Raw genomic sequence first — 18,903 nt, 5'->3', positions numbered from 1 at the left:
TCTTTCTATTCGTGGTTCGCGCGGGCGGCAGCGGTGTCGCCGGTGGTCCCGTCAGCCGGTTTGGGCTTGTGGAACAGGGCGCCGATGCGGCGCAGCCCCTCCATGATCCCGCCCGGCAGGAAGATGACGATGACCATGAACAGGAGGCCGAGCGTCAGGTGCCAGCCTTCGCCGACGAAGGGGCTGGTGATCTCGACCGCCAGGTTCTGTGCCCAGCCGGGCAGGAAGTCGAAGCTGCGATAGAGGAAGCCGTCATTGAAGGACGAGAAGATCTGCTCGAGATACTTCATCACGGCCGCGCCGATCACCGGACCGAGCAGCGTGCCGACGCCGCCGAGAATGGTCATCAGCACGACCTCGCCCGACGCTGTCCACTGCATCCGGTCGGCGCCGGCGAGGGGATCGGTGACCGCCAGGAGGCCGCCGGCGAGGCCGGCATACATGCCCGAGATGACGAAGGCGGTCAGCAGATAGGGGCGGGCGGCAAAGCCGGTATAGCCCATGCGGTTCTGGTTCGACTTGATGGCGAACAGCATCATGCCGAAGGTCGAGTTGCGGATCCTGAGCGCCAGGAAGAAGCCGAGGACCAGCAGGATCGCGCAGAAATAGAAGCCCGGATAGCCCTGCAGCTCGATGCCGAAGAAGTTCGGCTTGGGCAGGCCCGCGCCGACTTCGCCCAGCGCCCGGTCGATCAGCCGCGGATCTGAGCGGGATATCTGCAGTCCGGTCTCGCCGTTGGTGATCGGCGTCAGCACCGAATAGGCGAGATTGTAGGACATCTGCGCGAAGGCGAGCGTCAGGATCGAGAAGTAGATGCCGGCGCGGCGCAGGCAGACGAAGCCGATGACCAGCGCCAGGAGCCCGGCGACGATGATCGCGAAGGGGATCGCGAAGATCGCGTTCATCGACAGGAGCTTGAACATCCAGACCGCGGCGTAGGATCCGGTGCCGAGGAAGGCTGCATGGCCGAAGGACAGATAGCCGGAGAAGCCGAACAGGATGTTGAAGCCGATCGCGAAGATCCCGAAGATCGCGAATTTCTGCAGGATGTCCGGATAGCCCGCGCCGATCGGCGCGAGCCAGATCGGCATGGTCAGGACGGCCGCCGCGAAGATCGCGGTGAAGGCGTAGTCGCCCATGGTGGTCGCGAAGAACGGCCGCGAGTCGCGGGTCTTGCGGGTGGTCTCGTGCGGCGTGCCGCCGAGGTCGGTCGAGGTGATGGCGCTGTTCATCGATCAGGCCTCCATGACGCCCTTGCGGCCCATCAGTCCACGCGGGCGGACCAGCAGGACGACGACGGCAACAAGGTAGATGATGATCTGGTCGATGCCCGGCAGGATCGCCTTGATCTCGGTCATCGAGGAGAAGGACTGCAGGATGCCGAGCAGGAAGCCGGCGACCACGGCGCCGCCCAGCGACCCCATGCCGCCGACGACGACGACCACGAAGGACAGCACCAGGAAGTCCATGCCCAGATGGTAGTTGGGTGACAGGATCGGCGTGTACATGACGCCCGCCAGCCCGGCGACGACGGCGGCAAGGCCGAAGACGATGGAGAACTTGCGGCCGATATTGATGCCGAGCAGGCCCACCGTCTCGCGATCCGCCATGCCGGCCCGCACCACCATGCCGAAGGTGGTGAGCTGCAGGAAGGCGAAGACCGCGCCGATGATGGCCAGCGAGAACAGGAAGTAGACGATGCGCCACATCGGATAGCTGAGGCCGGGAATGCCGAACCACTGGCCGATATCCGCGCTGCCGGCAAAGGCAGGGGGCGCGGTCATCGGGATCGGATTGGCGCCGAAATAGTGCTTAACGATCTCCTGCAGGACGATGGCGAGGCCGAAGGTCACGAGGATCTGCTCGGCATGGCTGCGCTTGTAGAAGAAGCGGATCAGGCCGCGCTCCATCGCCAGGCCGACGAGCAGCATGAAGGGGATCGCGACGAGGATCGACAAGGGCACCGACCAGTCGAGGATCGTGCGGCCGGTCTCACCGAACCAGATCTCCAGATAGGGGACTTCCTTGTAGGCCTCGAAAAAGGTCACGCTCTCGTCGCGCACGCGCTCAGAGATCGACAGGACCATGGAGAAGGCGACGGCGCAGAAGGCGCCGAGCATGAAGAGGGCGCCGTGGGCGAAATTGACCACCCCGAGCGTACCGAAGATCAGGGTCAGGCCGAGGGCGATGAGCGCATAGGCCCCGCCCTTGTCGAGACCGTTGAGGATCTGAAGAATGATGGCGTCCATGTGCCCCTTGGTCGCTCCTGGCATTGCCGCTTTGAATTGTCGGGGTCGATACGCGCGGCCCTGGCGAGCGGCAGTTCGATTGCCTCGTGTCGCCGTCGCCCGCTGGGCCGGCGCCTGTCGTCTTGATGTCTGCGATGCTGGTCGGTCGCCGGCATGTCTGCCGGCGACCTGATCGGGTCAGGATGCGATCAGCATTCCTTGGCGTCGTAGGGACCGAGTTCGCCGCCGAAGATCGACGCGTCGTAGGTCACGTCGTCGCGCGGCACGACCTTGACGATCTCCATCAGGTCGAACTGGTTGGTCGGCTCCTGCTTGCCGCGCACGACCAGCACGTCCTTGAAGCACTGGTGGTCCTCGGCGCGGTAGAGCGTCGGACCATTGCCCATGCCGTCGAACTCGAAGCCTTCCAGCGCCTTGATCAGCTCCGGCGGATAGAAGGTGCCGGCGGTCTCGGCGGCGTTGGCGTAGAGCAGCGTCTGGACGTAGCAGGTGTGGGCGGCCTGCGACGGCGGGCTGCCATATTCCTCGCCGAAGGACTTGGAGAACGCCTTGGTGGCGGCGTTGTCGAGCTTCCAGTCCCAGTTGGCGGTGCCCAGGATGCCCTTCACGGCCTCGCCCGCACCCTGTGCCATCAGCTCGGAGAACAGCGGCACGACGATCTGGAAGTCCTTGCCGTTGACCTGCTTGGAGCGCATGTCGAACTGGGTGACGGCCTGGCGCAGCGAATTGACCATGTCGCCGCCGTAATGGTTCAGGATCAGGACGTCGGCGCCCGAATTCAGGACCGGCGTCAGATACTGCGAGAAGTCGCCGGCGCCGAGCGGGGTGCGAACGGCCTCCACCGTCTCCCAGCCCAGCCCTTCGGTGGCGTTCTTGATCGACTCTTCCTGGGTCCAGCCCCAAGTGTAGTCGGCGGTCAGATGGTAGGCGCGGCGGTCCTTGCCGTATTCCTCGGCGAGGATCGGGCCGAGCGCCTGGCCGGACATGTAGGCGTTGAAGAAGTGGCGGAAGCCGTAGCGCCGCTTGTCCTTGCCGGTGGTGTCGTTGGAGTGGGTCAGGCCGGCCATGAACATCACGCCCATGTCCTGGCACAGCGACTGCACCGCCACGGCGACGCCCGAGGACGAACCGCCGGAGATCATGATCGCCTTGTCGGCCTCGATCATGCGCTTGGCCGAGGCGCGGGCGGCGTCGGACTTGGTCTGGGTGTCGCCGGTCACGAAGGCGACCTTCTTGCCCAGGATGCCGTTGCCCTTGAGGTTGGACGGCTGCATCGTCGACAGCATGCCGCCGTCGCCTTCGCCGTTCAGGTGCTTGACCGCCAGCTGGAAGGCGCGCAGCTCGTCGGCGCCTTCATCCGCATACGGACCGGACTGCGGCACGTTGAAGCCGAGCGTCACGGTGCCACCGGACGGGTTGTTGCAGAATGCCTGATCCTGCGCCCAGGCCCCGCGCGTGAAGACATGCGGCATGGCGAGACCGGCCGTGATGCCGGCGCCGGTCGTCAGCAGTCGACGACGGGTCCATCCGTCCTTGTAAAATGCCATTGGTCACCTCCCGATTATCCCATTCCGGCCGTAGCGGCAGACAGCACGACATATTGATCGCCCGCCCCAGATCCCGCCGGATGACGCGCATCGTCCACGAGTCCGCGGTTTTCGACTATAGTACTTTCGGATGAACCGGCTTCGACGTCTGTCCTATATTGTCTCTCCGTGCGATCATGCAGTGCAATATTGCAATGCAGCAATATCAATCTGCGCCATGACTGGCCGGTTGCTGACGGGACGCGAGCCGGCGTCGGGCCGGGCCCGTCGGATGACGCATGGCGGGCGCTGCGCCGGCTGGCGAGTTGACCTTCGCTCGGGGAGGGGAGACCTTCGCCCCCAATGCCGGCAGCCGGAGCGAGACCGGCACGATTCGCGGTCGATCCCGAACGCCCGTCCTGCGGACGGTCGGGGTCAGGGAGGAACAGGACGATGTTCGACAAGAGCATGAATTTCGCGCTTGGCGAGGAGATCGACGCGCTGCGCGACATGGTGCGCCGCTTCGCGCAGGAGCGGATCGCCCCCCGCGCGTCGGAGATCGACCGGACCAACGAATTCCCGAACGAACTCTGGAAGGAGCTCGGCGCCCTCGGGCTCCTCGGCGTCACGGTGGAGGAGAAATATGGCGGCTCGGCCATGGGCTATCTCGCCCATTGCGTCGCCATCGAGGAGATCTCCCGCGCCTCGGCCTCGGTGGGCCTGTCCTACGGCGCCCATTCCAATCTCTGCGTCAACCAGATCCGGCGCAACGGCACCGCCGAGCAGAAGGCGAAATACCTGCCGAAGCTCGTCTCGGGCGAGCATGTCGGATCGCTCGCCATGTCGGAATCCGGCGCCGGCTCGGACGTCGTCGGCATGAAGCTGCGGGCCGACAAGCGCAACGACCGCTTCGTACTCAACGGCACCAAGATGTGGATCACCAACGGTCCCGACGCCTCGACCCTGATCGTCTACGCCAAGACCGATCCGGATGCCGGCCCGCGCGGCATCACGGCCTTCCTGATCGAGAAGGACATGGCCGGCTTCTCGACCGCCCAGAAGCTCGACAAGCTCGGCATGCGCGGCTCCAACACCTGCGAACTGGTGTTCCAGGATTGCGAGGTGCCCTACGAGAATATCCTCGGCGAGGAGGGCGGCGGCGCCAAGGTGCTGATGAGCGGCCTCGATTACGAGCGCGTGGTGCTCTCGGCCGGACCCCTCGGCATCATGGCCGCCTGTCTCGACGTCGTCGTGCCCTATGTCCACGAGCGCGAGCAGTTCGGCCAGCCGATCGGCGAGTTCCAGCTGATGCAGGGCAAGCTCGCCGACATGTATGTCACGATGAATGCCTGCCGGGCCTATGTCTACGCGGTGGCCGCGGCCTGCGATCGCGGCGAGACCAGCCGCAAGGACGCCGCCGGCTGCATCCTCTATGCCGCCGAGAAGGCGACCCAGATGGCGCTGGAGGCGATCCAGGCGCTGGGCGGCAACGGCTATATCAACGATTATCCGACCGGCCGGCTGCTGCGCGACGCGAAGCTCTACGAGATCGGCGCCGGGACCTCGGAAATCCGCCGCATGCTGATCGGCCGCGAGCTGTTCCGGGAGACCGCGTAGGTGGCGGTCCTCACCTCGTCCATCTCGCCGCGCTCGGACGCCTTCGCGGCCAATCGCGACGCCATGGCCCGGCAGATGCAGGCAGTCGAGGCGGCCGCCGAAGCCGCCATGGCGGGCGGCGGCGACAGGGCTCGCGAGCGGCATCTGTCACGCGGCAAGCTGCTGCCGCGTGACCGGGTGGAAGGCCTGCTCGATCCCGGCTCGCCCTTTCTGGAGGTCGGTCTGTTCGCCGCCCACGGGCTTTACGAAGGCGCGGTGCCGGCCGCCGGCATGATCGCCGGCATCGGCCGGGTCGCGGGCCGGGAGGTGATGGTGCTCGCCAACGATGCCACGGTGAAGGGCGGGACCTATTTTCCCACCACGGTGAAGAAGCATCTCAGGGCTCAGGAGATCGCCGAGCAGAACGGCCTGCCTTGCGTCTATCTGGTCGATTCCGGCGGCGCCAATCTGCCGAACCAGGACGAGGTCTTCCCGGACCGCGATCATTTCGGCCGTATCTTCTACAAACAGGCGCAGATGTCGGCGAAGGGCATTCCCCAGATCGCCGTCGTCATGGGCTCCTGCACAGCCGGTGGCGCCTATGTGCCGGCGATGAGCGACGAGACCATCATCGTGCGCAATCAGGGCACGATCTTCCTCGCGGGCCCGCCGCTGGTGAAGGCGGCCACGGGTGAGGTGGTCTCGGCCGAGGATCTGGGCGGCGGCGATGTCCATACGCGGCTGTCCGGCGTTGCCGACCACCTCGCCAATGACGATCTCCATGCGCTGGAACTCGCCCGCCGCGCCGTCGCCAATCTGAACCGGCCGAAGCCGTTCACGGTGGAACTGCAGGCGCCCGAGGCGCCGGCCTACGATCCGGACGAACTGCTCGGCATCGTGCCGGCCGATCCGAAGACGCCCTACGACGTGCGCGAGGCCATCGCCCGCATCGTCGACGGCTCGCGCTTCGACGAGTTCAAGGCGCGCTACGGGCCGACGCTGGTCTGCGGCTTCGCCCATGTCTGCGGCATCCCGGTCGGCATCGTCGCCAGCAATGGCGTGCTCTTCGCCGAGAGCGCCGTGAAAGGCGCGCATTTCGTCGAGCTCTGCTCGCAGCGCAGGATCCCGCTGGTCTTCCTGCAGAACATCACCGGCTTCATGGTCGGCCGCGCCTATGAGGCGGGCGGCATCGCCAAGCATGGCGCCAAGCTGGTCACCGCCGTCGCGACGACGTCGGTGCCCAAGGTGACCATGCTGATCGGCGGCTCCTATGGCGCCGGCAATTACGGCATGTGCGGCCGTGCCTACAGTCCACGTTTCCTGTGGACCTGGCCGAACAGTCGCATCGCCGTGATGGGCGGCGAGCAGGCGGCCGGCGTGCTGGCGACAGTGAAACGCGACGGCATCGAGCGGCACGGCGGCGAGTGGTCGGCGGAGGAGGAAGCCGAGTTCAAGCGCCCGACCATCGAGATGTTCGAGCGCCAGAGCCATCCGCTCTACGCTTCCGCACGCCTCTGGGACGACGGCATCGTCAATCCGGCCGAGACCCGCGAGATCCTGGCCCTGTCGCTCTCGGCCTCGCTGAACGTGCCGATCCCGGAGACCCGGTTCGGCCTGTTCCGGATGTGATTGGTCTCGGCGTCCGCAAGGGCTATCATTATGATGGCATCAGGAGGCGACGATGGCCCAGATCACGGTTCGAAAACTGGATGATGATGTGCTCGACGCGTTGAAGGCGCGCGCGAGGGCCAACAAGAGGTCCACCGAAGCAGAGATTCGCGACATCCTGAAGCGCGCCACCGATGCTGCGGAATCGGACGAGCGGGTCTCGCTGTGGGCACTGGCCGGCTCGGCTCCGAGTTCGCGCACGGTCGAGGAGATCGTCGAAGACGTCCGCAAGCTGCGGGATGAATGGGAGCGGTGAGTGAGGCGGGGCGTGAGCGGTTCTACCTCGACAGCAACACGATCATCGCGATCGTGGAGAGACAGAGCGCATTCACGCCGGCGCAGGAACGGTTCCTGAAAGCCGCGGACGCGGGAGAGATACGCGTGTTTTCGAGCGGAGTTGCCTTGGCCGAATGTCTCGTCAAACCGATCCGCGACGGCGATCGGGTTCGCCTCGGGGCGCTTCTGAGGTTCTTCGAAGACGAACGGACCCTGCCGCTCGTTCCGGCCGATCGCGGCATCTTCGTGCGGGCGGCGGAGTTGCGGGCACTCGACTATCTGCAGTTGCCGGACGCGATACACGTCGCCTGTGCGCTCCGCGCGGGATGCGACGTGTTCCTCAGCGCCGACAGGCGGCTGCGTATGCCAGACACCATGCAGCGCATCGCTTTCGATGACCTGCAGTTCGGTCCGGAGTAGGCCATGATCACCTCCCTCCTCATCGCCAATCGCGGCGAGATCGCCTGCAGGGTGATCCGCACGGCGAAGCGGCTTGGCATCCGCACCGTCGCCGTGTTCTCCGATGCCGATCGCGATGCCATGCATGTCGCCATGGCCGACGAGGCGGTGCGGATCGGACCCGCGGCGGTGGCGGGCAGCTATCTGCGCGGCGACCGGATCATCGAAGCCGCCCGCCGCACCGGCGCCGAGGCCATTCACCCGGGCTATGGTTTCCTGTCCGAGAACCCGGATTTCGTCGATGCCGTCACGGCGGCGGGGCTGATCTTCGTCGGCCCGTCGGCTTCCGCCATTCGGGCGATGGGCCTGAAGGATGCCGCCAAGCGGCTGATGCACGAGGCCGGCGTGCCGGTGGTGCCCGGCTATCACGGCGACGAGCAGGACCCGGAGTTTCTGGCCGGCGAGGCCGACCGGATCGGCTATCCGGTGCTGATCAAGGCGCGCGCCGGCGGCGGCGGCAAGGGCATGCGCCGGGTCGACGATCCGGCCGAGTTCCGCACCGCGCTGGAGGGCGCAAGGCGAGAAGGGCAGGCGTCCTTCGGCGATCCCCACTGCCTGATCGAGAAATATGTCGAGAAGCCCCGGCATATCGAAATCCAGGTCTTCGGCGACAGCCACGGCAACGCCGTGCATCTCTTCGAGCGCGACTGTTCGCTGCAGCGGCGCCACCAGAAGGTGATCGAGGAGGCGCCGGCGCCCGGCATGCCGGACGAGATGCGCGCGGCCATGGGCGAGGCGGCGGTCACGGCGGCCAAGGCCATCGGCTATGCCGGCGCCGGCACGATCGAGTTCATCGTCGACGCGTCCGACGGGCTGCGGCCCGACCGGTTCTGGTTCATGGAAATGAACACCCGCCTGCAGGTCGAGCATCCGGTCACCGAGGCGATCACCGGGCTGGATCTGGTGGAGCTGCAATTGCGCGTTGCGTCCGGCGAGCCACTGCCCTTCGCCCAGTCCGATCTGGCAATCGACGGCCACGCCTTCGAGGCGCGGATCTATGCCGAGGATGCGGCGCGCGGCTTCCTGCCGGCGACCGGCACGCTGACCCACTTGCGCTTTCCGGCGGCAGGCGTCCGCATCGACACCGGGGTGCGGGAAGGCGACCGGATCACCCCGCATTACGACCCGATGATCGCCAAGCTGATCGTCCACGGACCCGACCGCGCGAGTGCCCTGGGGCTGTTGCGCGCCGCGCTGGCCGAGACACGCATTGCCGGGTCGGTGACCAACGTCGCCTTCCTGTCGCGGCTGGCAAGCCATGCGGGTTTCGCGGCCGGCGACGTCGATACCGGCCTGATCGGGCGCGACCAGGAGGCGCTGACCGCGCCCGAAGCCCGCTCCGCCGAAGCCGCGGCAATCGCCGCGCTGGCGCAGCTCGGCCATGTCCCGGCAACCGGCGAAGGGGCGGGCGACCGGGACGCCGATCCCTGGGCGCACCTGCGCGGATTTCGCGCCTGGGGCGTTGCCCGTCAGGCCGCGCGTTTCGAAGGCGAGGGGAACACGCGCCACGACCTCATCGTCTCCGATCTCGGCAAGGGTCGCTTCTCGGTCGCAGCCGAAGGCGCGGCGCTGGAACTTGCGCTTGCCGAGTCTCCGGGGGGCGACACGATCCGCATCGAGGCCGATGGCCGCATCTTCGGCGCCGCAATTGCCCGTGAGCCGGACGCACTGACCGTCTTCCTCGACGGGGCTGCGCATCGCTTCGCCGATTACAGCGCCATGGCCCATGCCGACGAGGGCGCCGGCGGCGACCGCGTCGCCGCACCGATGCCGGGTCTGGTCAAGTTGGTGGCCGTGAAGGCCGGCGCAACGGTGACGAAGGGCGAGGCGCTGATCGTGCTCGAGGCGATGAAGATGGAGCACACGCTGAAGAGCCCGCGCGACGGCACGGTCGCCGAACTGCTGGTGGCCGAGGGCGATCAGGTCGAGGATGGCGCGCTGCTTCTGGCGCTGGAGCCGGAGGCCGGATGACCCTCACCCTCCACCATTGCCACGAGGCGCGCTCGATGCGCTCGCTCTGGCTGATCCACGAGCTGGGGCTGGACGCGGACGTGATCGTCCATCCTTTTGGCCGGGAGTTGCGCGATCCCGCCTACCTTGCGGTGCATCCGCTGGGCCGGGTGCCGGCTCTGATCGACGGGCCGGTGTCTTTATTCGAAAGCGGCGCCATCGCCGAATATCTCTGCGAGACCTATGGGCGCGACTCCGGCCTCTGGCGGGCGCCCGGCACGCCGGAGCGGCCCGAATGGCTGCAATGGCTGCATTATGCCGAGACGGTCTCGGTGCATGTGGCCAGCCTCACCCAGCAGATCCTCGTCATTACCGATCCGGCGCTGCAATCGCCAACCCTCGTCAAGCTGGAGACGCGACGTCTGGAAAAGGCGCTCGGCGTCGTCGAGGACCGGCTGGACGGCCGCGACCATCTGCTGTCCTCGGGCTTTTCGGCGGTGGATGTCGGGGTCGGCTACAGCATCCACATCGCGCGGCTGTTTACCGACCTTGCCGCCTTTCCCCAGGTCGCGGCCTATTACGCGCGTTTGGCCGAGCGGCCGGCCTTCCGTGCCGCGCTGCCGGCCCCGGATGCGGCCCATCGCATCTATACGCGCGAACGCTATTTCGAGCCGTCATGACAACGCCCGACATCACCCTCTTCGAGATGAGCCCGCGCGACGGGCTGCAGAACGAAAAGCGCCTGATCGCCACGGACGCCAAGATCCGGCTCGTCGATCTCCTGTCCGCCTGCCGCTTCGCCAAGATCGAGGTGACGAGCTTCGTCTCGCCGAAATGGGTGCCGCAACTGGCCGATGCAGCAAGCGTGCTGGCCGGCATCGCCCGGCGGCCGGGCATCGCCTATACGGCGCTCACGCCCAACCTGCGCGGCTTCGAGGCGGCGCGCGCGGCGAAAGCCGACGAAGTGGCGATCTTCGGTGCAGCCTCGGAGAGTTTCAGCCGGAAGAACATCAATTGTTCGATCGCCGAGAGCCTCGAACGGTTCCGCCCCGTGGCCGAGGCGGCGAAGGCCGCAGGCGTGCCGGTGCGCGGCTATGTCTCCTGCGTCACCGACTGCCCATATGAAGGACCGGTCGCGCCCGGCGCGGTGGCTGCCGTCACCGAGGCGCTCCTCGCCATGGGCTGCTACGAGGTCTCGCTGGGCGACACGATCGGCCATGGCACGCCCGAGACCATCGCCGCAATGCTGACGGCGGTGCTGGACGTTGCACCGGCCGAGCGGCTTGCTGGCCATTACCACGACACCACCAACCGGGCGCTCGACAACATCCTTGCCAGCCTGGAATTCGGCCTGCGGACCTACGACGCCGCCGTCGGCGGACTGGGCGGCTGCCCCTATGCGCCTGGCGCCAAGGGCAATGTCGATACGCTGAAGGTCGACGCGCTGCTGCGTGAGCGCGGCTTCGAAACGGGGCTGGACCCCGCCGCGCTGGCAGAGGCCGCCACCTTCGCGCGCACGCTACGGCCGGCCGAACCCGCGAACGCCTGATCGGATGACGGCCGACAGGGCCGGGGAGACACCATGACCGACACGATCCGCATCGACACCGACGACAGGGGCGTCGCGACGCTCACTTTGACGCGGGCGGAGCGCCACAACGCCATGGATGCGGCGATGATCGGCGAATTGCACGAGGCGGCGCACCAGCTCGGCGGTGACCCGGCGGTGCGGGTGGTCGTCCTGACCGGCGAAGGGCGCAGCTTTTCGGCCGGCGCCGATCTGAACTGGATGAAGGCCCAGTTCGCCGCCACCCGCGCGGCCCGCGTCGCCGAGGCGATGAACCTCGCCGGCATGCTCAGGGCGCTGAACGAATTGCCAAAACCCCTGATCGGCCGGATCAATGGCCAGGCCTTCGGCGGCGGTCTCGGGCTGATCTCCGTCTGCGACGTCGCCATCGCCAGCGACGCGGCGCGCTTCGCCTTCACCGAGGCGAAGCTGGGCCTGATCCCGGCGACAATCTCCCCCTACGTCCTGGCCCGCATGGGCGAGGGCCGGGCCCGCCGGGTGTTCATGTCGGCCCGCCTGTTCGGCGCGGCCGAGGCCGTCGATCTCGGGCTGCTGGCAAAGGCGGTTCCGGCGGACGATCTGGATACGGCGATTGCCGCCGAAGTGACGCCCTATCTCGCCTGCTCGCCCGCCGCGGTGGCGGCGTCCAAGGCCCTGGCCCGGTCGCTGGGTCCCGTCATCGACGATGCGATGCTGCAGGAGACCGCCCGCCGGCTGGCCGACACCTGGGAGACGGCCGATGCCCGCGAGGGCGTCGGCGCCTTTTTCGACAAGCGGGCTGCCGCCTTCGCCGGCTGACGCCGTCCGGTCTGCGGCCGCCTTGGCGCGCGCCCGCAGGATCGTCGGTCTATTCGCCCGCGAGGCAGCTCCGCAGCGAGCCCGCCAGATTGCCGATCAGGGTGAAATACAGCTCCGGCCCCTCGGGGATGCCTGCGCCCTCCGGGTCGAGGACGCCGGAACGCGCGCCCGATCCCTCGATCGCCACGTCGACGAGCTGCGGTTCGAACTGGGGTTCGGCGAAGACGCAGGCGGCGCGGCTGTCGCGCACCTTCGCCTGGATCTCGGCGATCCGCTGGGCGCCCGGAAGCCGGTCGGGACTGACGGTGATCGAGCCTGCCGCCTGCACGTCGAAGCGCTGCTCGAAATACTGGTAGGCGTCGTGGAAGACGATGAAGGGCGTGCCGCGTACATCGGCGAGCTGCCCGTCGATCTCGACGATCAGCCCCGCCAGCCGCGCATCGAGCTCCTTGGCATTGTCCTGATATTTGGCGGCGTTCTCGGGGTCGGCATCCGCCAGGACGCTGGCGATATGCGCGGCCATGGCGCGGGCATTCGTCGGGTCGAGCCAGACATGCATGTCCACCTCGCCATGATCGTGATCATGCGCTTCGCTGGCGTGCTCCTCGCCCCTGTGGTCGCCGTCGGCCTGCGCATGGTCTTCATGGCTAGTCTCGCCATGCTCGCGGCCCTCATGCCCGGCCTCGTCGCGACCGTCTTCCTCGTCCTCATGCTCCTCGAACGGGCCACCCTCGCGGAACGGCAGTGTTTCCAGCCCCGGCGTATCGATCAGCTCGACGCTGGTGGCGTCGCCGGCCATCGTTCCGATCGGCTTGACGAGGAACGTCTCCAGCGCATCGCCGACCCAGAAGACGATGTCGGCGTCCTGCAGGGCTGCGGCATCCGACGGCTTCATGGCGTAGGTATGCGGCGACGCCGACCCCGCGACCAGCAGCGTCGGCTCGCCGACGCCCGCCATGACCGAAGAGACGAGCGAATGGACCGGCTTGATCGACGCGATGACCTTGGGCGCCTCGGCCTGCGCCGGCGCGAAGGAGGCCAGCGACGTGGCGCTGGAAAGAAGCAGGAGGCGAAGCATGCGCATGGTGGGAACCTTCCAGTGTCAAAACGGAGCGATATGTTATGTCATAACGTCTGGCTTGCGTAATGCTATAACGTCTGCCATATCGCCCGACAAGCCCTCATTCGCAGGTATTGCATGCGCCACCAGCCTCCGACGGAACCGAACGCCCTGGTCGAAATGCGCGGGGTCGGCGTGCGCCGGTCCGGCCGCTGGCTGGTGCGCGGCATCGACCTGACCTTGCGGCGCGGCGAGATCGTCACGCTGATCGGGCCGAACGGCTCCGGCAAGTCGACGACCGCCCGCAGCGCCATCGGCGTGCTGACCCCGGACGAGGGCACGGTGCGCCGGGCCGCGAAGCTGACCATCGGCTATGTCCCCCAGAAGCTGTCGATCGACTGGACCCTGCCGCTGAGCGTCGAACGGCTGATGACGCTCACCAAACCGGCCACGCGGTCCGCCGTCGAGGCGGCGCTGGCGCGCGTCGGCATCGGGCATCTGGCACGCTCGGAAGTGCATCATCTGTCCGGTGGCGAGTTCCAGCGCGCGCTGCTGGCCCGCGCCATGCTGCGCAAGCCCGATCTCCTGGTCCTCGACGAACCGGTGCAGGGCGTCGACTTTTCCGGCGAGGTGGCGCTCTACGATCTGATCTCCGACATCCGGGACAGCGAGGGCTGCGGCATCCTGCTGGTCTCCCATGATCTGCACGTGGTGATGGCCAAGACCGACACGGTGGTCTGCCTCAACGGCCATGTCTGCTGCCAGGGCTCGCCCCAGTCGGTCACGTCCTCGCCGGCCTATCAGCGCATGTTCGGACCGCGCGCCGCCGAGACGCTGGCGATCTACGCCCATCATCACGACCATGCCCATCTGCCCGACGGGCGGGTGCGCTTCGCCGACGGCACCATCGGCGACGAATGCACCCCCGTCGCCGCCCACCATGGCGCGCATGATCACCATGCCGGCCATGACCACCATCACCACGGGCCGCACGCGACGCCGGCTGAAGCCGAGAACGCGGGCACGATTAGCAAGGAGCCCGTCGATGCTCGATGATTTCTTCGTCCGCGCGGTGCTCGCCGGCATCGGCATCGCGCTGGTCGCGGGCCCGCTCGGCTGCTTCGTCGTGTGGCGGCGCATGGCCTATTTCGGCGACACCATGGCGCATTCGGCGCTGCTCGGCGTCGCGCTGTCCACAGCCTTTGAGATCGACCTGATGCTCGGCGTCTTCGGCGTCGCGGCGATCGTCGCCGCCGCGCTGGTCCTCCTGCAGCGGCGCGGCGGGCTCTCCACCGATGCGCTGCTGGGTATCCTGTCCCATTCCACGCTTGCCCTCGGACTGGTGCTGATCGCCTTCATGACCTGGGTGCGGATCGATTTGATGGGCTTCCTCTTCGGCGACATTCTCGCCGTCTCCCGCGTCGATCTCCTGGCGATCTATCTCGGTGGCATGGTGATTCTCGTCGGCATGCTGTTCCTGTGGCGTCCGCTGCTCGCGTCGACGGTGAGCGCCGAACTCGCCGAGGCCGAGGGCCTGTCGCCCGAGCGGACCCGCTTTCTGTTCATGCTGCTGATGGCGCTGGTCATCGCCATCGCCATGAAGATCGTCGGCATCCTGCTGATCACCTCGCTGCTGATCATCCCCGCCGCAACGGCCCGGCGCTTCGCCGCGACGCCGGAGCTGATGGCGCTGCTGGCGGCCGGAATCGGTGCGGCCGCGGCGGCGGGCGGCCTCTTCGGCTCGCTGCATTTCGATACGCCGTCGGGCCCGTCCATCGTCGTCGCCGCGCTCGCCTTGTTCCTGATCAGCCTGCTGCCTTGGCCGCTGCGCGGCGCGGCGCGCGACCCGGCCGCGGAGGCATCGCGATGAGCGCCCGCCCGAATCTCACCCGCAACCAGAGCCTCGTCTTCGACACGCTCGACGGGGCGGACGAACCGCTGAGCGCCTACACCATTCTCGATCGCCTGCGCGACGAGGGGTTTCGCGCGCCGCTGCAGGTCTATCGCGCCCTCGACAAGCTGATCGATTGCGGCCTGATCCACCGGATCGACAGCCGGAAGGCCTTCGTCGCCTGTACGCATCCGGGCGAGCATCACGGCAGCGCTATGATCGCCTTCGGCATCTGCGAATCCTGCGCGCGGGTCTGGGAATTTTCCGACGATGTGATCTGCGAGAGGCTGCAGGGCTGGGCGGAATCGGAAGGTTTCCGGCCGGTGCGCACCTCGATCGAGATCAACGGCCGCTGCGCCGAATGCAGCCGGAACGAGGCCGGGACCTGAGCCGTCCGGCGCCCGATCGCGAGAGCGCAAGCAGGCCGTCGGCACCGCCGGCGGAAAATGCGAAATTTGCACGACAGAATGCGTGATCTGCGCTTGCAGGCGAAGGACACCGTCGCTATACACCGCGGCGCAGGTCACGGAGTGTAGCGCAGCCTGGTAGCGCACCTCGTTCGGGACGAGGGGGTCGCAGGTTCGAATCCTGCCACTCCGACCATGCACTTCTCCGAAGACGGTATCCGTCTTCGTCGAGAGCACGATTTCCCGATCATTCTTTCAGACTTCAGTCGCTGTCTTGCGGCGGGCGCGGAAGCTGCTGGAGCAGGCCTTTTGCGCCTTTGCCCCGTGATGGCCAGGGCAATGCACGCGGGCTCGGTCCTCCCTCAACGCCTATACATCGCGAAAAGCGCATGTATGAATGCGGTCAACAGGTTTTAAGGGAGGACGCCATGATCACGCGACGCAATCTGATGGTCGGCGGGGCCGCCCTGGCCGGCGCGATCGCGGCCGGGGGTATGGTCCGCGCGGCATCGCCGGCGGATCCGCTGGCGACACTCAGCGATGGCCATCTGGAACTGCCGGCGTCGTTTCTCCTGTCCGGCCTGCCGGACGAGGATCGGAGACAACTCGGTCTTCCGGCGACGGGCGAGGGGACGGTGCTGACGCCGCCCTGCAATCTGACCCTCTATCGCAGCGGCGAGCGTCTGGTCCTGTTCGATGCGGGATCGGGGCCGAACTTCATGCCGAGCGCAGGCCGCCTGTCGGACAGTCTCGACGCGGCGGGCATCGATCCCGGCGCGATCACCGACGTCATCTTCACCCACGCCCATCCCGATCACATCTGGGGCGTCCTCGACGATTTCGACGAGATCGCCTTTCCCGAGGCGGCCTTTCACATCTGCCGCACCGAGTGGGATTTCTGGCGCTCCGAAGCGGCGCTGACCGGTCTGCCGGAGGAGCGGCAGAGCTTCGTCGTCGGGGCGCGCAGCCGCTTCGATGCCATCGAAGAGAGGACGACGCTCTTCGACGCCGGTTCCGAGCCGGTTGCCGGCGTCGAGGCCATGGCAGCCTTCGGGCACACGCCGGGCCATTGCGCCTTCGTACTGCACGGCCTCGATGCGCCGGCGATGGTGGTCGGCGACGCCATCTCCAACGACCCGGTCTCCTTCGCACGGCCGGATCTGCCATGGGGCGCCGACCAGGACCCCGAGATGGGCGCGGCGACCCGCCGCCGTCTGCTCGACCGCCTGGCAGCCGACAGGCTGCGCTTCGTCGGCTTCCACCTGCCGCAGGGCGGGCTGGGCCGCGTCGAGACGGACGGCGCCGCCTATCGCTTCGTGCCGGAAGCCTGAGCTATTCGGCCGGCCGCCGCTCGATGCCGCGGAAGGCGTGGCGGATAGACCCTTCGAGGATATAGGCGAGGCCCAGCCGCGCGCCGATGGCGATCGAGATCAGCACGATCGGCGCCGAGATGGTGAGCAATGAGGCGGCCGAGATGCCCTGGCCGATCGTGCAGCCCAGCGAGAATACCCCGCCGACCCCCATCAGCATTGCGCCGACGAGGTGCCGCGACAATTCGCGGGCGTCGTCGCAGGCTTCCCAGCGCACGTCGCCGCGACGCCAGGCGGCAAGCGCCGCGCCGACGACCACGCCGAGGACGAGCCCGACGCCGTAGTCGGGCAGGGCGCCGGTATAGGCAACGATCTGCAGGATCAGGTCGCCGGGCGGCACCACGAAGGAGGCGCTTTCCACCTGCACCGGCACGAAGGAGAGGCCGGCAACATGCGCCGTCGCCAGCCAGCCGAAGGCCACGGCAGCGCCGATGACGATGCCGGCGAGGATCTTGCCACGGTCGGCGCGGAAGCTGGCGGAGCGGAAGACCCAGGTGCCGAGCGCCGCGACGACGGCGAGGGTCATCAGCCATCTGAGGTCGCGGCCGGCAAGCGCGCTGGCGACGGCGCCAAGGGTCTGGTCCGGCGCCCCGAGCCGGCTCAGATCATAGGCCTGCGAATCGACGAGGGCGACGCGGCCGAGCGCCAGGACGCCGCGCTGGGCGGCGAGGGCCGACAGGCCGAGCACGATGATGACCACCAGCCCGCGCAGCGAGCCGCCCCCCAGCCGCACCAGCGCGCCGAAGCCGCAGGTGCCGACCAGTGCCATGCCGACACCGAAGGCGAGGCCGCCGAGGATCGCCCCGGTCCAGCCGAAGGCGGGGGTGAGATAGAAGCTCTGCTCCGGGGCGAACCGGCCGGCAAGGACGAGAATCTGGGTGAGCAGGATCGCCACGAGAATGGCGAGGCCCCAGGCGCGCAGGCCGTTGTCGTCGCCGGCGTACCAGCGCCGTTCCAGCGCCGAGAGGGTGCAGAAATGATGTCTGCGGGCGACATAGCCCATCGCCGTGCCGGCGAGCAGTCCCGCCAGCGGCAGCGCAAGGCCGCTTTCCACCAGCATGTCGGTGCCTCCCGAGCGCCCGAGGGGCGCATCCATCTGCGAGCCTATGCCCGGCCCGCAGCGCTGACAAGCCGACCGCCGTCGTACCCGGCGGGCTACTCACCCGCCGAAGACGCTCAGCGCGGCGCGTCCGGCGCGCCTCTGACGGGCGCGCAGAACAATTCGTACAGCGTCCCGATCAGCGAGGTGACCTCCTCGCTGGCGAGGCTGTAATAGACCGTGCGCCCCTCGCGCCGCGTCTTGACCAGCCGGTCGAAGCGCAGTCGGGCGAGCTGCTGCGACACCGCCGCCTGGGGCATCGACAGGATCGCCTCGATGTCGCCGACGGAGCGCTCCTTCTCCGACAACAGGCACAAGATGACGAGCCGCGTTTCGTGCGACATCGCCTTCAGGAGATCGCTCGCCTTGCGGGCCTGTGCGAAGAAGGCCTCGGTCTCTTCAGGCGAGGTCGAGGGATCGAATTTGGGAACGGCCCAGTTGGTCAGATTGCTCAAGTCACTCGCTCGGTCGGGTCGGTGCGCGCGAAGCCGCGGTCCTGGCCGGCAGGTCGGCCAGCATGTCGTCGAGAAGGCCCCAGAAGAAGTCTTCGCCGGGATAGCCGCGCAGCCGCGCGATCTCCCGGTCATTGTCGACCAGAATGAAGGTCGGTGTCACCCGCTCCGGCGCAATATGCTGCAGATCGTCCGGCCACGGCTCGCTGACGTCGACCCGGCGCAGCGGAGCGGTGCGGCCGGCCTCGGTCTTCGGATAGGCCGGCGCGATCTCCGCGTCGAAACGCGCGCACCAGATACAGCCGGGCCGTTCCAGCATCAGGAGTTCGGCGGCGAGGGACGGGCTTGCGGTCACACCCAGCAGCGTCCATGCGAAGACCGCGGCCACGATCGACCGTCCGACTCGCCCAACGGGGCAGCGCGGGCGCCCGGTCGGTGGAATTGCAATAGATGATAACATATGCATTCTTCTATCTAATGGCCGGATCCCGCCGGAGCAAGCCGGCGACCGTTGCTGGCCTCAGATAAGTTCGCA

At 67.6% G+C, this 18,903-nt stretch carries 19 protein-coding genes and 1 tRNA gene; 13 read left to right on the top strand and 7 right to left on the bottom strand.

The genetic code is table 11. From position 1 onward, the window contains the following. Positions 1-5: 5 nt before the first annotated feature. The 3 genes from ACEQX1_RS00550 to ACEQX1_RS00540 all read right to left on the bottom strand — a co-directional run bounded on the left by ACEQX1_RS00550 (position 6) and on the right by ACEQX1_RS00540 (position 3,796). Positions 6-1,139 (bottom strand): branched-chain amino acid ABC transporter permease, encoded by a 1,134-nt coding sequence (locus ACEQX1_RS00550; RefSeq protein WP_188077246.1) that lies wholly within the window; start codon positions 1,137-1,139, stop codon positions 6-8. Between the two features lie 96 nt (positions 1,140-1,235). Next, positions 1,236-2,249, bottom strand: coding sequence for a branched-chain amino acid ABC transporter permease (locus ACEQX1_RS00545; protein ID WP_187391736.1), 1,014 nt, complete (start codon positions 2,247-2,249; stop codon positions 1,236-1,238). A gap of 188 nt (positions 2,250-2,437) precedes the next feature. After that, entirely contained in the window at positions 2,438-3,796 is a 1,359-nt protein-coding gene (locus ACEQX1_RS00540; protein WP_024351118.1) for a substrate-binding protein, read from the bottom strand. Positions 3,797-4,228: 432 nt separating this feature from the next. Between ACEQX1_RS00540 and ACEQX1_RS00535 the strand changes: the two genes are divergently transcribed. Genes ACEQX1_RS00535 through ACEQX1_RS00500 form a run of 8 tightly spaced genes read left to right on the top strand, consistent with a single transcriptional unit; the run spans position 4,229 to position 12,089 of the window. Beyond that, the gene (locus tag ACEQX1_RS00535; protein WP_370195611.1) at positions 4,229-5,392 is read left to right on the top strand and encodes an isovaleryl-CoA dehydrogenase; all 1,164 of its coding nucleotides are present in this window, start codon (positions 4,229-4,231) and stop codon (positions 5,390-5,392) included. Further along, entirely contained in the window at positions 5,393-7,000 is a 1,608-nt protein-coding gene (locus tag ACEQX1_RS00530; RefSeq protein WP_370195612.1) for a carboxyl transferase domain-containing protein, read from the top strand. It abuts the gene before it with no gap. Between the two features lie 52 nt (positions 7,001-7,052). Beyond that, entirely contained in the window at positions 7,053-7,295 is a 243-nt protein-coding gene (locus tag ACEQX1_RS00525; RefSeq protein WP_370195613.1) for a hypothetical protein, read from the top strand. Continuing rightward, entirely contained in the window at positions 7,292-7,735 is a 444-nt protein-coding gene (locus tag ACEQX1_RS00520) for a type II toxin-antitoxin system VapC family toxin (RefSeq protein ID WP_370195614.1), read from the top strand. Before ACEQX1_RS00525 ends, ACEQX1_RS00520 begins: the two co-directional genes overlap by 4 nt. A gap of 3 nt (positions 7,736-7,738) precedes the next feature. Next, positions 7,739-9,745, top strand: a complete 2,007-nt coding sequence (locus ACEQX1_RS00515; protein ID WP_370195615.1) for a biotin carboxylase N-terminal domain-containing protein — start codon at positions 7,739-7,741, stop codon at positions 9,743-9,745. Then, positions 9,742-10,404, top strand: coding sequence for a glutathione S-transferase family protein (locus ACEQX1_RS00510; protein WP_370195616.1), 663 nt, complete (start codon positions 9,742-9,744; stop codon positions 10,402-10,404). The genes ACEQX1_RS00515 and ACEQX1_RS00510 overlap by 4 nt, the downstream gene beginning before the upstream one ends. Continuing rightward, positions 10,401-11,273: a hydroxymethylglutaryl-CoA lyase gene (locus ACEQX1_RS00505; protein WP_370195617.1), complete on the top strand. Its 873-nt coding sequence runs from the start codon at positions 10,401-10,403 to the stop codon at positions 11,271-11,273. Before ACEQX1_RS00510 ends, ACEQX1_RS00505 begins: the two co-directional genes overlap by 4 nt. Positions 11,274-11,306: 33 nt before the next feature. Next, complete coding sequence (locus ACEQX1_RS00500) at positions 11,307-12,089, top strand: crotonase/enoyl-CoA hydratase family protein (protein WP_370195618.1); 783 nt, start codon at positions 11,307-11,309, stop codon at positions 12,087-12,089. Positions 12,090-12,138: 49 nt separating this feature from the next. On the opposite strand, the gene ACEQX1_RS00495 is transcribed toward ACEQX1_RS00500, so the two are convergent. Then, positions 12,139-13,173 carry a zinc ABC transporter substrate-binding protein gene (locus ACEQX1_RS00495; RefSeq protein WP_370195619.1) on the bottom strand — a complete coding sequence of 345 codons (1,035 nt, stop codon included), beginning with the start codon at positions 13,171-13,173 and terminating at the stop codon, positions 12,139-12,141. Between the two features lie 114 nt (positions 13,174-13,287). On the opposite strand from ACEQX1_RS00495, the gene ACEQX1_RS00490 reads away from it, so the two are divergent. The 5 genes from ACEQX1_RS00490 (at position 13,288) to ACEQX1_RS00470 (ending at position 16,778) form a co-directional block, all read left to right on the top strand. Beyond that, a complete protein-coding gene (locus ACEQX1_RS00490; RefSeq protein WP_370195620.1) occupies positions 13,288-14,205 on the top strand; it encodes an ATP-binding cassette domain-containing protein in 918 nt (305 codons plus the stop codon). After that, positions 14,195-15,019 carry a metal ABC transporter permease gene (locus tag ACEQX1_RS00485; protein ID WP_370196406.1) on the top strand — a complete coding sequence of 275 codons (825 nt, stop codon included), beginning with the start codon at positions 14,195-14,197 and terminating at the stop codon, positions 15,017-15,019. Before ACEQX1_RS00490 ends, ACEQX1_RS00485 begins: the two co-directional genes overlap by 11 nt. Next, complete coding sequence (locus ACEQX1_RS00480; RefSeq protein ID WP_024351128.1) at positions 15,016-15,429, top strand: Fur family transcriptional regulator; 414 nt, start codon at positions 15,016-15,018, stop codon at positions 15,427-15,429. The genes ACEQX1_RS00485 and ACEQX1_RS00480 overlap by 4 nt, the downstream gene beginning before the upstream one ends. A gap of 137 nt (positions 15,430-15,566) precedes the next feature. Then, positions 15,567-15,643: transfer RNA gene (locus ACEQX1_RS00475), tRNA-Pro, on the top strand. A 232-nt stretch (positions 15,644-15,875) separates the two neighbouring features. Continuing rightward, a complete protein-coding gene (locus ACEQX1_RS00470; protein WP_370195622.1) occupies positions 15,876-16,778 on the top strand; it encodes an MBL fold metallo-hydrolase in 903 nt (300 codons plus the stop codon). A gap of 1 nt (position 16,779) precedes the next feature. Here the strand turns inward: ACEQX1_RS00470 and ACEQX1_RS00465 are convergent, their stop codons facing one another. The 3 genes from ACEQX1_RS00465 to ACEQX1_RS00455 all read right to left on the bottom strand — a co-directional run bounded on the left by ACEQX1_RS00465 (position 16,780) and on the right by ACEQX1_RS00455 (position 18,756). Then, positions 16,780-17,913: a YeeE/YedE family protein gene (locus tag ACEQX1_RS00465; RefSeq protein WP_370196405.1), complete on the bottom strand. Its 1,134-nt coding sequence runs from the start codon at positions 17,911-17,913 to the stop codon at positions 16,780-16,782. Between the two features lie 80 nt (positions 17,914-17,993). Continuing rightward, positions 17,994-18,371, bottom strand: a complete 378-nt coding sequence (locus ACEQX1_RS00460) for an ArsR/SmtB family transcription factor (RefSeq protein WP_370195624.1) — start codon at positions 18,369-18,371, stop codon at positions 17,994-17,996. 1 nt (position 18,372) lies between these two features. Beyond that, entirely contained in the window at positions 18,373-18,756 is a 384-nt protein-coding gene (locus ACEQX1_RS00455; protein WP_040325696.1) for a hypothetical protein, read from the bottom strand. Between the last annotated feature and the right edge of the window lie 147 nt (positions 18,757-18,903).

Source organism: Aurantimonas sp. (genome assembly GCF_964217435.1).
GTDB classification, from domain to species: Bacteria; Pseudomonadota; Alphaproteobacteria; order Rhizobiales; family Rhizobiaceae; genus Aurantimonas; species Aurantimonas coralicida.
Note: the sequence above shows the minus strand (reverse complement) of the source record. Positions and strands in the feature narration are given on the sequence as shown.

What these genes read in the sequence shown, in the direction of transcription:
- ACEQX1_RS00500 (WP_370195618.1), top strand. Translation starts at nt 11,307, where the DNA reads ATGACCGACACGATCCGCATCGACACCGACGACAGGGGCGTCGCGACG.
- ACEQX1_RS00510 (WP_370195616.1), top strand. Translation starts at nt 9,742, where the DNA reads ATGACCCTCACCCTCCACCATTGCCACGAGGCGCGCTCGATGCGCTCG.
- ACEQX1_RS00480 (WP_024351128.1), top strand. Translation starts at nt 15,016, where the DNA reads ATGAGCGCCCGCCCGAATCTCACCCGCAACCAGAGCCTCGTCTTCGAC.
- ACEQX1_RS00485 (WP_370196406.1), top strand. Translation starts at nt 14,195, where the DNA reads ATGCTCGATGATTTCTTCGTCCGCGCGGTGCTCGCCGGCATCGGCATC.
- ACEQX1_RS00505 (WP_370195617.1), top strand. Translation starts at nt 10,401, where the DNA reads ATGACAACGCCCGACATCACCCTCTTCGAGATGAGCCCGCGCGACGGG.
- ACEQX1_RS00540 (WP_024351118.1), bottom strand. Translation starts at nt 3,796, where the DNA reads ATGGCATTTTACAAGGACGGATGGACCCGTCGTCGACTGCTGACGACC.
- ACEQX1_RS00545 (WP_187391736.1), bottom strand. Translation starts at nt 2,249, where the DNA reads ATGGACGCCATCATTCTTCAGATCCTCAACGGTCTCGACAAGGGCGGG.
- ACEQX1_RS00550 (WP_188077246.1), bottom strand. Translation starts at nt 1,139, where the DNA reads ATGGGCGACTACGCCTTCACCGCGATCTTCGCGGCGGCCGTCCTGACC.
- ACEQX1_RS00535 (WP_370195611.1), top strand. Translation starts at nt 4,229, where the DNA reads ATGTTCGACAAGAGCATGAATTTCGCGCTTGGCGAGGAGATCGACGCG.
- ACEQX1_RS00515 (WP_370195615.1), top strand. Translation starts at nt 7,739, where the DNA reads ATGATCACCTCCCTCCTCATCGCCAATCGCGGCGAGATCGCCTGCAGG.
- ACEQX1_RS00525 (WP_370195613.1), top strand. Translation starts at nt 7,053, where the DNA reads ATGGCCCAGATCACGGTTCGAAAACTGGATGATGATGTGCTCGACGCG.
- ACEQX1_RS00490 (WP_370195620.1), top strand. Translation starts at nt 13,288, where the DNA reads ATGCGCCACCAGCCTCCGACGGAACCGAACGCCCTGGTCGAAATGCGC.
- ACEQX1_RS00495 (WP_370195619.1), bottom strand. Translation starts at nt 13,173, where the DNA reads ATGCGCATGCTTCGCCTCCTGCTTCTTTCCAGCGCCACGTCGCTGGCC.
- ACEQX1_RS00465 (WP_370196405.1), bottom strand. Translation starts at nt 17,913, where the DNA reads ATGGATGCGCCCCTCGGGCGCTCGGGAGGCACCGACATGCTGGTGGAA.
- ACEQX1_RS00470 (WP_370195622.1), top strand. Translation starts at nt 15,876, where the DNA reads ATGATCACGCGACGCAATCTGATGGTCGGCGGGGCCGCCCTGGCCGGC.